The 11,593-nt window shown below is 61.5% G+C and carries 12 protein-coding genes and 2 pseudogenes; 6 read left to right on the plus strand and 8 right to left on the minus strand.

Annotated elements, in window-relative coordinates:
- Window positions 1-47: 47 nt before the first annotated feature.
- The gene (locus tag G3436_RS07965; protein ID WP_163943319.1) at window positions 48-755 is read left to right on the plus strand and encodes an arginyltransferase; all 708 of its coding nucleotides are present in this window, start codon (window positions 48-50) and stop codon (window positions 753-755) included.
- Window positions 756-856: 101 nt separating this feature from the next.
- A complete protein-coding gene (gene infA / locus G3436_RS07970) occupies window positions 857-1,075 on the plus strand; it encodes a translation initiation factor IF-1 (protein WP_002553999.1) in 219 nt (72 codons plus the stop codon).
- 113 nt (window positions 1,076-1,188) lie between these two features.
- On the opposite strand, the gene clpA is transcribed toward infA, so the two are convergent.
- From clpA to G3436_RS07985, 3 genes are all read right to left on the minus strand, one after another.
- On the minus strand, window positions 1,189-3,459 hold the full coding sequence (gene clpA, locus G3436_RS07975; RefSeq protein ID WP_163943321.1) for an ATP-dependent Clp protease ATP-binding subunit ClpA: 2,271 nt from the start codon (window positions 3,457-3,459) through the stop codon (window positions 1,189-1,191).
- Window positions 3,460-3,489: 30 nt separating this feature from the next.
- Entirely contained in the window at window positions 3,490-3,852 is a 363-nt protein-coding gene (gene clpS, locus G3436_RS07980) for an ATP-dependent Clp protease adapter ClpS (protein WP_163943324.1), read from the minus strand.
- Between the two features lie 83 nt (window positions 3,853-3,935).
- Window positions 3,936-4,187 carry a hypothetical protein gene (locus G3436_RS07985; RefSeq protein ID WP_163943273.1) on the minus strand — a complete coding sequence of 84 codons (252 nt, stop codon included), beginning with the start codon at window positions 4,185-4,187 and terminating at the stop codon, window positions 3,936-3,938.
- On the opposite strand from G3436_RS07985, the pseudogene G3436_RS07990 reads away from it, so the two are divergent.
- Window positions 4,080-4,351, plus strand: a pseudogene (locus G3436_RS07990) (cold shock domain-containing protein). The gene G3436_RS07985 and the pseudogene G3436_RS07990 sit on opposite strands and share 108 nt — an antisense overlap.
- Window positions 4,352-4,410: 59 nt before the next feature.
- Here G3436_RS07990 and icd read toward each other — a convergent pair.
- On the minus strand, window positions 4,411-5,667 hold the full coding sequence (icd, locus tag G3436_RS07995; protein WP_163943326.1) for an NADP-dependent isocitrate dehydrogenase: 1,257 nt from the start codon (window positions 5,665-5,667) through the stop codon (window positions 4,411-4,413).
- Window positions 5,668-6,083: 416 nt separating this feature from the next.
- On the opposite strand from icd, the gene G3436_RS08000 reads away from it, so the two are divergent.
- The gene (locus tag G3436_RS08000; RefSeq protein WP_163943329.1) at window positions 6,084-8,309 is read left to right on the plus strand and encodes an NADP-dependent isocitrate dehydrogenase; all 2,226 of its coding nucleotides are present in this window, start codon (window positions 6,084-6,086) and stop codon (window positions 8,307-8,309) included.
- Window positions 8,310-8,469: 160 nt separating this feature from the next.
- Here G3436_RS08000 and G3436_RS08005 read toward each other — a convergent pair whose 3' ends face one another.
- From G3436_RS08005 to G3436_RS08015, 3 genes are read right to left on the minus strand one after another with little or no spacing between them, the layout of a single operon-like run.
- Complete coding sequence (locus tag G3436_RS08005) at window positions 8,470-9,090, minus strand: SOS response-associated peptidase (RefSeq protein ID WP_163943331.1); 621 nt, start codon at window positions 9,088-9,090, stop codon at window positions 8,470-8,472.
- 9 nt (window positions 9,091-9,099) lie between these two features.
- On the minus strand, window positions 9,100-9,360 hold the full coding sequence (locus G3436_RS08010) for a putative signal transducing protein (RefSeq protein WP_163943334.1): 261 nt from the start codon (window positions 9,358-9,360) through the stop codon (window positions 9,100-9,102).
- Window positions 9,360-9,542: a CPXCG motif-containing cysteine-rich protein gene (locus G3436_RS08015; protein ID WP_163943336.1), complete on the minus strand. Its 183-nt coding sequence runs from the start codon at window positions 9,540-9,542 to the stop codon at window positions 9,360-9,362. Before G3436_RS08015 ends, G3436_RS08010 begins: the two co-directional genes overlap by 1 nt.
- Before the next feature lie 124 nt (window positions 9,543-9,666).
- On the opposite strand from G3436_RS08015, the pseudogene G3436_RS08020 reads away from it, so the two are divergent.
- Window positions 9,667-10,829, plus strand: a pseudogene (locus G3436_RS08020) (1-acyl-sn-glycerol-3-phosphate acyltransferase).
- A gap of 94 nt (window positions 10,830-10,923) precedes the next feature.
- On the opposite strand, the gene G3436_RS08025 reads toward G3436_RS08020, so the two are convergent.
- Window positions 10,924-11,184 carry a hypothetical protein gene (locus G3436_RS08025; RefSeq protein ID WP_163943347.1) on the minus strand — a complete coding sequence of 87 codons (261 nt, stop codon included), beginning with the start codon at window positions 11,182-11,184 and terminating at the stop codon, window positions 10,924-10,926.
- A gap of 164 nt (window positions 11,185-11,348) precedes the next feature.
- On the opposite strand from G3436_RS08025, the gene G3436_RS08030 reads away from it, so the two are divergent.
- A complete protein-coding gene (locus G3436_RS08030) occupies window positions 11,349-11,555 on the plus strand; it encodes a hypothetical protein (protein ID WP_163943338.1) in 207 nt (68 codons plus the stop codon).
- Window positions 11,556-11,593 lie beyond the last annotated feature (38 nt).

The following is an 11,593-nucleotide window of genomic DNA, read 5'->3' on the forward strand; positions in this document are numbered from 1 at the left end:
ACAGCTGGCTTACACTTAAAACAAAAGCACCTCCCGAGGGGTTGATCATGACAGAGTTGGCGCGGTTGAAGTTCTATGCCACTCAACCCCATGCCTGCAGCTACCTGCCTGACGAGCAAGCCACCACGCTGTTCCTCGACCCGAGCCAGCCGATGGACGCCAACGTCTACGCAGACCTGTCGGAAATGGGTTTTCGACGCAGCGGCGACCACCTGTATCGCCCGCACTGCCAGAACTGCAATGCCTGCGTGCCGGCACGTATCCCGGCTGCGCGCTTTACCCCCAACCGCCAGCAGAAGCGTATCATCAAGCGCAACGCCGACCTGGTGGTGACCTCGGCTCGCCCCAGCTTCAACGAGGAATACTTCGAGCTGTACCGGCGCTACATCGAGCAGCGCCACGCCGACGGCGACATGTACCCACCCAGCCGTGACCAGTTCGCCACCTTCCTGGTGCGCGACCTGCCGTTTTCGCGCTTCTACGAATTCCGCCTGCACGGCAAACTGCTGGCGGTGGCGGTGACCGACCTGCTGCCCAATGGCATTTCTGCCGTGTACACGTTCTACGAGCCCGAAGAGGAGCGGCGCAGCCTGGGCCGCTTCGCCATTCTCTGGCAAATCAGCGAAACCCTGCGCATGGGCCTTGATGCCGTGTACCTCGGGTACTGGATCAAGAACTGCAAAAAGATGAATTACAAGACCCAGTACCGCCCCATCGAACTGCTGATCAATCAGCGATGGGTCAGCCTGAACTGAAACCCTTGGCTTGAACCCCATTTTTCGGGCACAATGCACGCCACTTTTTAGCCTGGCGCAGTTGCACCGGGCCGGCAACTGGACACCGAGGGCTTTACTGCATGTCGAAAGAAGACAGCTTCGAAATGGAAGGCACTGTCGTCGACACCCTGCCCAACACCATGTTCCGCGTGGAGTTGGAAAACGGGCACGTCGTTACCGCGCATATCTCTGGCAAAATGCGCAAGAACTACATCCGTATTCTCACTGGCGACAAGGTCCGCGTCGAGCTGACGCCTTATGACCTGAGCAAAGGGCGCATCACCTACCGCGCCCGCTAAACGCTACACACAAAAACGCGGCCAATGCCGGGCGTTTTTGTGTGTCTGCGCAAAAGCTTCGCCAGTAAGGCTGGCTCCTACAGGGGTTGCGTAACCCTGCAGGAGCCAGCGCTTCAGGCCATTTCGGCCGTGGTCTCGAAGTCGAACACCAGCTCGCCATCGCGCAAGTCGATGTGCACCACACCACCATGCTCGGCCAGCTCGCCAAACAGGATCTCTTCAGCCAGAGGCCGCTTGATCTTGTCCTGGATAAGCCGCGCCATCGGCCGCGCGCCCATCTGCGCGTCGTAGCCACCGGCTGCCAGGTAGCTGCGCGCAGCGTCCGAGACCTCCAGCAATACGCGCTTGTCTTCCAGCTGAGCCTGCAGCTCGGTGAGGAACTTGTCGACCACACTCTTGATGACTTCGTGGCTCAGGCGACCAAACTGGATGATGGTGTCCAGACGGTTGCGGAACTCTGGCGTGAAGCTCTTCTTGATCACTTCCATCGCGTCGGACGAGTGGTCCTGATGGGTAAACCCGATCGAGGCCCGTGCAGCGGTCTCGGCGCCGGCATTGGTGGTCATGATCACGATCACGTTGCGAAAATCCGCCTTGCGCCCGTTGTTGTCGGTCAGGGTGCCGTGGTCCATCACCTGCAGCAGCAGGTTGAAGACTTCGGGGTGGGCCTTCTCGATTTCATCCAGCAGCAGCACACAGTGCGGCTGCTTGGTGATGGCCTCGGTCAGCAAGCCGCCCTGGTCGAAACCGACGTAGCCCGGCGGCGCACCAATCAGGCGCGACACGGTATGGCGCTCCATGTACTCGGACATGTCGAAGCGCACCAGCTCGACCCCCAGCGCCTTGGCCAACTGACGCGCGGCCTCGGTCTTGCCCACCCCGGTAGGGCCGGCGAACAGGAACGAGCCCACCGGCTTGTCGGGCGCCTTCAGGCCGGCACGCGACAGCTTGATGGCAGTGGCCAGCGAATCGATTGCCGCGTCCTGACCGAACACGGTCAGCTTCAGGTCGCGCTCCAGGTTACGCAGCAGCTCCTTGTCGGAACTGGTGACGTGTTTTGGCGGAATGCGCGCGATCTTGGCGACGATGTCTTCGACCTGCTGCACTTCGATGCGTTTCACACGCTTCTCGACCGGCTGCAGGCGCTGGTAGGCACCCGCCTCGTCGATCACGTCGATGGCCTTGTCCGGCATGTGCCGATCATTGATGTAGCGTGCCGCAAGCTCGGCAGCGGCGCGCAACGCCTCATCGCTGTACTCGATGCTGTGATGCGACTCGAAACGCCCCTTGAGGCCGCGCAGGATGCCCACGGTGTCTTCCACCGACGGCTCACTGACATCCACCTTCTGGAAACGCCGCGCCAGGGCACGGTCCTTCTCGAAGATGCCGCGAAACTCCTGGAACGTGGTCGAACCGATACAGCGGATATCGCCCGACGACAGCAGCGGCTTGAGCAGGTTGGACGCATCCATTACCCCGCCCGACGCCGCACCGGCACCGATGATGGTGTGGATCTCGTCGATGAACAGGATTGCCTGCGGGCGTTTGCGCAGCTCATTGAGCAGCGCCTTGAAGCGTTTTTCGAAGTCACCACGGTACTTGGTACCGGCCAGCAACGCGCCCAGGTCCAGCGAGTAGACCACGCTTTGCGCCAGCAGGTCAGGCACCTGCCCGTCGACGATACGCTTGGCCAGGCCTTCGGCGATGGCGGTCTTGCCGACACCCGCCTCACCCACCAGCAACGGGTTGTTCTTGCGTCGACGCGCAAGGATCTGCGCCACGCGCTCGACCTCGGACTCGCGCCCGACCAACGGATCGATGCGGCCCTGGCGTGCCAGCTCGTTCAGGTTGCTCGCATAGGCATCCAGCGGATTGCTCGAAGAGGAGGTTTCTCCACCCTCTTCGTCCTGCATGTCCTGCTCGCCCTCCTGATGCTCGCCATGGCCCGGCACCTTGGAGATGCCATGGGCGATGTAGTTGACCACGTCGATGCGTGCAACGCTTTGCTGCTTGAGCAGGAATACCGCCTGGCTTTCCTGCTCACTGAAGATTGCCACCAGCACATTGGCACCGGTGACTTCACGCTTGCCCGAGCTCTGTACATGGAAAACGGCGCGCTGCAGCACCCGCTGGAAGCCCAGGGTTGGCTGGGTTTCGCGGTCTTCGTCATGTACCGGGATCAACGGCGTGGTGGAGTCGATGAACTCCTGCAGGTCGTGCTTGAGCTTGTCGAGGTTGGCTCCACAGGCACGCAAAACGGTTGCGGCGGCCTCATTATCCAACAGCGCCAGCAGAAGGTGTTCGACGGTCATGAACTCATGACGTTTCGAACGGGCCTCCTTGAAGGCCAGATTGAGGGTGACTTCGAGCTCGCGGTTTAACATAGCTTCACCTCATACCCAAGTGGTCGGCGATTAACCGTCCTTCTCGATTTCACAGAGTAGCGGATGCTGGCTTTCCCGGGCGTATTGGTTGACCTGCATGGCCTTTGTCTCGGCGATGTCACGGGTAAACAATCCGCACACTGCCCGTCCTTCTGTATGGACGGCCAGCATGACCTTGGTCGCCAGCTCGCGATTCAGGTTAAAAAACACCTCGAGCACTTCGACGACGAAATCCATCGGTGTGTAGTCATCATTGAACAAAACCACCTTGTACATCGGTGGTGCCTGCAGCGCGGGCTTGGCTTCCTGTACCGCCAGACCAGAGCCATCGTCCTCATGCTGCTGCGGGGAATCCTGATTGAATGTTAGTCGAATCTGGCTATGTGCATGCATGGAAAGAAATTCATCATTTCGACAGGTTAAGGTTGAATGTTGACCGCTGGGCCGACGCTGGGACGGCCGTCGCCTGACCTTGACTATCGGCAAAACGGTGTTACAACCAATAAGAGCCCACCGTGGTCGATAAAGATCCGCGCAGTCAACCAGAATTTTCGCAGGTTCATATGCGGATGGAGTGGATGATACTCCAGTGATGGAGTCCTTTGCAGAGGGATATGAGGATGGCAACCGGCAAAGTCAAGTGGTTCAACAATGCCAAGGGGTATGGCTTTATCAATGAGGACGGTAAAATCGGCCCGGACGGCAAAGAAGTTGATCTGTTCGCCCATTACTCTGCCATGTCATGGACGGCTACAAGACACTCAAGGCAGGCCAAGTGGTTTCTTTCGAGATAATCCAGGGCCCCAAGGGGCTGCACGCGGTAAAAATCGGCGCGCCCGTCACGGCCGCGCCTGAGCTCTCGCCCTCGGCTTCGGTGTCGACCGAAGCCTGATCCCAACCGACAAAAAACCGGCCAGCCCGCGAGGACTGGCCGGTTTTTTCGATGCCTGCCTACATATGCTTGATCAGCGCCTCGCCAAAGCCCGAACTCGATACCAACGTGGCGCCCTCCATCAGGCGCTCGAAATCGTAGGTGACGGTCTTGGCCTTGATCGCGCCATTGGTGCCCTTGATGATCAGGTCGGCCGCCTCGGTCCAGCCCAGGTGACGCAGCATCATTTCAGCCGACAGGATCACCGAGCCCGGGTTGACCTGGTCCTTGCCGGCATACTTGGGTGCAGTGCCGTGGGTGGCTTCGAACATCGCCACGGTATCGGACAGGTTGGCGCCCGGGGCTATACCGATACCACCGACCTCCGCCGCCAGGGCGTCGGACAGGTAGTCACCGTTCAGGTTGAGGGTCGCAATCACGTCGTATTCGGCCGGGCGCAGCAGGATCTGCTGCAGCATGGCATCGGCAATCGCGTCCTTGACCACCACCTCACGCCCGGTCTTGGGATTCTTGAACTTCATCCATGGGCCGCCATCGAGCAACTGGGCACCGAACTCGTTCTTCGCGACCTCGTAGCCCCAGTCCTTGAAGGCCCCCTCGGTGAACTTCATGATGTTGCCCTTGTGCACGATGGTCAGCGACTTGCGGTCGTTATCGACTACATATTGCAGGGCCTTGCGCACCAGGCGCTGGGTGCCTTCCTTGGACACCGGCTTGATGCCGATACCGCAGTCCTGGTCGAAACGGATCTTGGTGACGCCCATTTCTTCCTTGAGGAACTTGATGACCTTGTTCGCCTCTGGCGAGCCGGCCTTCCACTCGATGCCGGCATAGATGTCTTCGGAGTTCTCGCGAAAGATCACCATGTCGACGTCGCCAGGCTTCTTGACCGGGCTGGGCACGCCCTCGAACCATACCACCGGGCGCAGGCACACATACAGGTCAAGCTGCTGGCGCAGGGCCACGTTCAGCGAGCGGATACCGCCACCAACCGGGGTGGTCAGTGGGCCCTTGATCGACACCACGTAGTCTTTCACGGCATCCAGGGTTTCCTGGGGCAGCCAGGTATCCTGATCATAGACCTGAGTGGCCTTCTCGCCGGCATACACCTCCATCCACGAGATCTTGCGCTTGCCGCCGTAGGCCTTCTGGACTGCAGCATCGACCACCTTGATCATCACCGGGCTGACGTCTACGCCAATACCGTCGCCTTCAATGAAGGGAATGATCGGATTGTCTGGAACATTGAGAGAATGGTCGGCGTTGACGGTGATTTTGTCGCCGACTGCCGGAACCTGGATTTTCTGGTATCCCATGCTGCACTCCGCTTTTTCTGGTTGGTAGGACTTCATGCAATCCCCAGAGCCTAACCCAGTTGGAGACAGACGCAAACCTCACCGAAAAAACCCTCGTCCACGCGCAAAAAGCTCTACATCTTTGGTCTAAAAGTGGCCATCCGGCATCTTGGCCTTGATGATTACGACCAAGGGTTTGGTATACTGCGCCGGTGACCACAGGGTCACTGGGGGCAACCCGTCTGAATAGAGACTACCGGCCCCGACAAGACTGGGCTGTTACCGCAGTTCAGCCGTTTGACACTCGACTGATGCAACCCACCATCACCGCCCGGAATCCTCGACTTTCTGCTCATGGATCTGCTTGAGCGAAGCGCCTATCCTGCGCACCACCGAGATTCCGTGCACGCTCAGCAAAACAGAGAGTTAACCCGAATATGCCCACCCGATCCAAGATCATCTATACCTTCACCGACGAAGCCCCCGCCCTCGCCACCTACTCACTGCTGCCTATCGTCGAAGCCTTTACCGCTACCGCCGACATTGCCGTCGAAACCCGCGATATCTCGCTGGCCGGCCGTATCCTTTCTGCCTTCCCCGAACAGCTCGGCGCCGACAAGCAAGTGGCCGACCATCTGGCAGAGCTGGGCCAACTGGCAACCACGCCTGAAGCCAACATCATCAAGCTGCCGAACATCAGCGCTTCGGTGCCGCAACTGAAGGCCGCGATCCAGGAACTGCAAGCCAAGGGCTTCAACATTCCTGACTACCCGGACACCGTCAGCAGCGACGCCGACAAAGACGCCCGCGCCCGCTACGACCGCATCAAGGGCAGCGCCGTGAACCCGGTACTGCGTGAAGGCAACTCCGACCGTCGTGCCCCGCTGTCGGTCAAGAACTACGCGCGCAAGCACCCGCACAAGATGGGCGCCTGGGCCGCCGACTCCAAGTCGCACGTGGCTCACATGAGCAACGGCGACTTCTACGGTAGCGAAAAAGCCGCGCTGATCGAAGCCGATGACAGCCTGCGCATCGAGCTGGCAGCCAAAGACGGCTCCGTCACCGTCCTGAAAGAAAAGACTGCGGTCAAGGCCGGCGAAATCGTCGACTGCGCCGTACTCAGCACCAAGGCACTGCGTAGCTTCATCGCCGCCCAGATCGACGAAGCCAAGGCCCAGGGCGTACTGCTGTCGGTGCACCTGAAAGCCACCATGATGAAGGTTTCCGACCCGATCATGTTCGGCCAGATCGTCGCCGAGTACTACAAGGACGCGCTGACCAAGCACGCCGCCGTACTGGAGCAGGTCGGCTTCAACCTGAACAACGGTATCGGTGACCTGTACGCCCGCATCAAGGCCCTGCCGGCCGAGCAGCAGGCGCAGATCGAAGCCGACGTGCAGGCCGTCTACGCCGTGCGCCCTGCGCTGGCGATGGTCAACTCCGACAAGGGCATCACCAACCTGCACGTGCCGAGCGACGTCATCGTCGACGCCTCGATGCCGGCGATGATCCGCGACTCGGGCAAGATGTGGAACACCGAAGGCCAGTTGCAAGACACCAAGGCCGTGATCCCGGATCGCTGCTACGCCACCATCTACCAGGCGGTGATCGAAGACTGCAAGCAACACGGCGCCTTCGACCCTACCACCATGGGCAGCGTGCCAAACGTTGGCCTGATGGCGCAGAAAGCCGAAGAATACGGCTCGCACGACAAGACCTTCCAGGCCAAGGCTGACGGCGTGATCCGCGTGGTCGACGGCAAGGGCAACCTGCTGTTGTCGCAAGACGTCGAAGCCGGCGACATCTTCCGCATGTGCCAGACCAAGGACGCGCCGATCCAGGACTGGGTCAAACTGGCCGTCAACCGCGCTCGCGCCAGCGCCACCCCGGCCATCTTCTGGCTCGACCCGCAACGCGCCCACGACGGCGTGCTGATCGAGAAAGTCCAGAAGTACCTGAAAGACCACGACACCACCGGCCTGGACATCCGTGTCCTGTCGCCTGTCGAGGCCATGAAGGTATCGCTGGAGCGTATCCGCGCCGGCCAGGACACCATCTCGGTGACCGGCAACGTGCTGCGTGACTACCTGACCGACCTGTTCCCGATCATGGAACTGGGCACCAGCGCCAAGATGCTGTCGATCGTGCCGCTGATGAACAACGGCGGCCTGTTCGAGACCGGCGCTGGCGGTTCGGCACCCAAGCACGTGCAGCAACTGGTAGAGGAAAACTTCCTGCGCTGGGATTCGCTGGGCGAGTTCCTGGCCCTGGCCGCGTCGCTGGAGCACCTGAGCAGCGCGTACGCCAACCCGAAAGCCAAGGTACTGGCTGCGACCCTGGACCAGGCCACCGGCCAGTTCCTGGACAACAACAAGTCCCCTGCACGCAAGGTTGGCAGCATCGACAACCGTGGCAGCCACTTCTACCTGACCCTGTACTGGGCCCAGGCACTGGCTGCACAGTCCGATGACGCTGCGCTGCAAGCCCGCTTCGCACCGCTGGCCAAGGCCCTGGCCGAGAACGAAGCGACCATCGTCGCCGAGCTCAACGCGGTTCAAGGCAAGCCAGTGGAAATCGGTGGTTACTACTTCCCCGATGCCGAGCTGACCGCCAAGGCGATGCGCCCGAGCCAGACCTTCAACAACGCGGTTGCCGCGCTGTAAGGTTGGCTTGACGTAACATCGCAAGCCCCGGCCACGCACCGGGGCTTTCGTTTTTCTGGAATCCGGCGGCGCGCCCTTCGCTGGCAAGCCAGCTCCCACAAGGTTCTTCGACGCTCGCAGAACCCGGTGGGAGCTGGCTTGCCAGCGAAGGTCGCGACGCCTAGGCCGGGGTCAGGCACTCGGGGGCATTGAGCTTCGGGTCGTTCACCAGGTTGGCCAACACCCGCTCGCGCAGCGCTGCCTGCGGCCCCGCCAGCAGTTCCTGCAGCTTCACCAACGGTGTCTGCGGGTCGAGCCAAGCCGCCTGCCCCGCCGCGTCAAGAATCAGCGGCCGACGCTGGTTGACCGCCGCCTGGGTCACCACCGCCGTGCTCAACCACACCTGGTCCTGCACCGGATAGGCTTCCCACACCCCGGCAAAGAACAGCGACGAGCCCTCCCCCGGCGTCAGCCAGTACGGCCGCTTGCGCGCCGTGCCCCGCCATTCGTAGAAGCCGTTGGCCGGCAACAGGCAGCGGCGCAGACGAAATGCTTCGCGAAACATCGGTTGCTCAGCCAGGGTTTCGGCACGCGCCTGGGCCGGCGTGCGCGACAGGTCGGTGAGCCAGGCCGGGGTCAGCCCCCAGCGCGCACGCGCCAGCTGCAATTGGCCGTCAAGCTGGCGCTGGATCAGTACCGAGGCACCGGGCGAGATGTTCCATTGCGCCTGCTGGTCAGCCGGGAACCCGGGCAACGCGGCAAATGCCGAAGACCAGCGAAACAGGGCGTAACGTCCACACATGAGCAAAACCTAGCAAATCAGTATTCCCGGAAGGCTCTCCGGTTCGTCGCCAGCAAGCGGCTGGGCGCCATTGTACGCGGCGATCAGCTGGCGTGCGTATTCGGCCTGCTCGTCCGGCACCGCCAGGCCGAGCAGGCCCTGCATCGGCAACTCGCCGATGGCGCCCAGCAGGTCGCGCCCGATCAGGTGCGCCTTGACCCCTTCGCTGTGCAGCATGCCGATCAGCAACTCGGCTTCCAGCAGGCTTTCCGGCTCGTAGACGCGTTGCATCATTCGTTCTCGCTCTTCGCTTCGAGCATCCATTCGTCGCCGTGCACCTGCAGGATGAAGGTGATCGGGCGACAACACACCTGGCAGTCTTCGATATAGGTTTGGTCGCCACCGGACAGGTCCACGGTGGTCTCCACTTGCTCACCGCAGTAAGGGCAATCGTAGGTAGCAGTTTCGAGCATCGCGGTCTCCCGAGTGACTTGTGCGTATAATTGCCGGTCTATTGTCAGGCCCTGCCGGTGTCTGAACCGTTTTTCAGTCCGCAGCCTTACCTATTACCCTAGCCGTTTCCAACAAGAGAGCATGATGGGCGAATTCGATGCCATCCGACCGTACAACGATGCTGAGGTGCCTGCCGTGCTGGCGCGCCTGCTCAGCGACCCGGCATTTCTGGATATCCTCACGCACTTTCGCTTCCCGCGCATGGCCGGGGCCCTGGGCTGGCTGCTCAAGCCGCTGATCGCGCGGCGCCTGCGCAAGGAGTTTGCCGGGGTCAGTTGCGTGTCGACCCTGCAGGACAAGGTGGAGTACTACGTCGACCACACCATCGACCGCGCCACCGACGGCGTCACCTATACCGGTGTCGAGCAGTTCAAGTCGGGCAGCGCCTACCTGTTCCTGGCCAACCACCGCGACATCGTGATGGACCCGGCCTTCGTCAACTATGCCGTGTACCACGCCGGCCTGCCGACACCGCGTATCGCGATCGGCGACAACCTGCTGCAGAAGCCGTTCGTCAGCGACATGATGCGCCTGAACAAGAGCTTCATCGTGCACCGCTCGATCAGTGGTCGCCGCGAAAAGCTGGCGGCCTACCAACTGCTGTCGGCCTATATCAACCACTCGATCCGCAATGACTGCGCCTCGATCTGGATCGCCCAGGCCGAAGGCCGCGCCAAGGACGGTGACGACCGTACCGATTCGGCGATCCTCAAGATGTTCCACATGAGCCGCAAGGACGAGCCGTTCGGTGCCGTGATCCAGTCGCTGAACCTGAGCCCGGTGTCGATCAGCTACGAATACGACCCGTGTGACCAGGCCAAGCGCGCGAGCTGTACATCCGCGCCACCACCGGCACCTACAGCAAGGCGCCAGGCGAAGACGACGTGAGCATCGCCCAGGGCATCACCGGCTACAAAGGCCGCGTGCACATCAACTTTGCCCCGCCGGTGAGTGCGTACTTCGAAGACACCAAGCAGTTGGCGGCGGAGATCGACCGGCAGATTCTGGGTGGCTACCGCCTGTTCCCGGCGCATTACCTGGCGTATGCGCAGTGGGCCGATGCCGACCCGCTACTGCAGGTGCCGAAGGCAGCCGAGGTGTTCCCGGCCGAAGAACTGGCGCGTGCCCAGGCCGAATGGCAGCGTCGCCTGGACGCCTGCCCGGCCGAGCACCGGCCGTACCTGGTGTTGCAGTATGCAATGCCGGTGCGCAACCAGTACCGCGTCAAGGCCGGGCTGGCGCTCTAGAGCGCGCCGCCTGCTTCGCTGGCAAGCCAGCTCCACAGGGTTTCTGGTGCTCACCTAACCCTGTGGGAGCTGGCTTGCCAGCGAAGGGCACGACTCAGATCCAGGTACTGAACCACGACAGCAGCAGTGCCATCGCCAGGCACGCGAACCCCATGATGTAGTAGAACCGGTTCACCCGCAGGTTCATCCCCTCCACCAGCAGACTCATCCCGCGCCATCCCCGCCAGCGCCTGCGCGCCACGCCGCGTGCCGCCTGCAGCAACAGCCCGCCCGGGCAGGTTATCAACAAGGCCAGCAGATTGATCAGCTTGGCCGGGTGGGCCGCGAACAGCCCCCAAATCACTTGCAACGACATCGCAAAACCTCGAAAAGACCGCGAAACCATCAGGACGCCGCGCATTCTACCCAAGCCCTGGCAGCGCACCTGCACTTTACGACCGATGACTATTAATTGCCCCGTCACACGTTCGTCATCCAGACACGCCACCCTATCGGCCTTCAACACCATCGGAGCTTGTCATGCTGCACGCCGAAAACCAGGACCGCCTCTATCTGATCGCCCCCAGCGACGAACAACAGGCATTGATCGACGGCCTGGCCTTCAACGTCCAGGACCGCCAATGGCTGGTGTACTGCGCCCTCGGCGGGCACGCCCACGACGATCTGCCGGAAGTGGACCTGGGCACCGGCATCAGCCTGCTGGACTTCTACGTCGAAGCCGCCTGAACTGCCCCCCGGCCACAAAAAAGCCCGATGCCTGCCTT

It is taken from the genome of Pseudomonas brassicae (genome assembly GCF_010671725.1).
Lineage (GTDB): Bacteria > Pseudomonadota > Gammaproteobacteria > Pseudomonadales > Pseudomonadaceae > Aquipseudomonas > Aquipseudomonas brassicae.

What these genes read in the sequence shown, in the direction of transcription:
- G3436_RS07965 (WP_163943319.1), top strand. Translation starts at nt 48, where the DNA reads ATGACAGAGTTGGCGCGGTTGAAGTTCTATGCCACTCAACCCCATGCC.
- infA (WP_002553999.1), top strand. Translation starts at nt 857, where the DNA reads ATGTCGAAAGAAGACAGCTTCGAAATGGAAGGCACTGTCGTCGACACC.
- clpA (WP_163943321.1), bottom strand. Translation starts at nt 3,459, where the DNA reads ATGTTAAACCGCGAGCTCGAAGTCACCCTCAATCTGGCCTTCAAGGAG.
- clpS (WP_163943324.1), bottom strand. Translation starts at nt 3,852, where the DNA reads ATGCATGCACATAGCCAGATTCGACTAACATTCAATCAGGATTCCCCG.
- G3436_RS07985 (WP_163943273.1), bottom strand. Translation starts at nt 4,187, where the DNA reads ATGGGCGAACAGATCAACTTCTTTGCCGTCCGGGCCGATTTTACCGTC.
- icd (WP_163943326.1), bottom strand. Translation starts at nt 5,667, where the DNA reads ATGGGATACCAGAAAATCCAGGTTCCGGCAGTCGGCGACAAAATCACC.
- G3436_RS08000 (WP_163943329.1), top strand. Translation starts at nt 6,084, where the DNA reads ATGCCCACCCGATCCAAGATCATCTATACCTTCACCGACGAAGCCCCC.
- G3436_RS08005 (WP_163943331.1), bottom strand. Translation starts at nt 9,090, where the DNA reads ATGTGTGGACGTTACGCCCTGTTTCGCTGGTCTTCGGCATTTGCCGCG.
- G3436_RS08010 (WP_163943334.1), bottom strand. Translation starts at nt 9,360, where the DNA reads ATGCAACGCGTCTACGAGCCGGAAAGCCTGCTGGAAGCCGAGTTGCTG.
- G3436_RS08015 (WP_163943336.1), bottom strand. Translation starts at nt 9,542, where the DNA reads ATGCTCGAAACTGCTACCTACGATTGCCCTTACTGCGGTGAGCAAGTG.
- G3436_RS08025 (WP_163943347.1), bottom strand. Translation starts at nt 11,184, where the DNA reads ATGTCGTTGCAAGTGATTTGGGGGCTGTTCGCGGCCCACCCGGCCAAG.
- G3436_RS08030 (WP_163943338.1), top strand. Translation starts at nt 11,349, where the DNA reads ATGCTGCACGCCGAAAACCAGGACCGCCTCTATCTGATCGCCCCCAGC.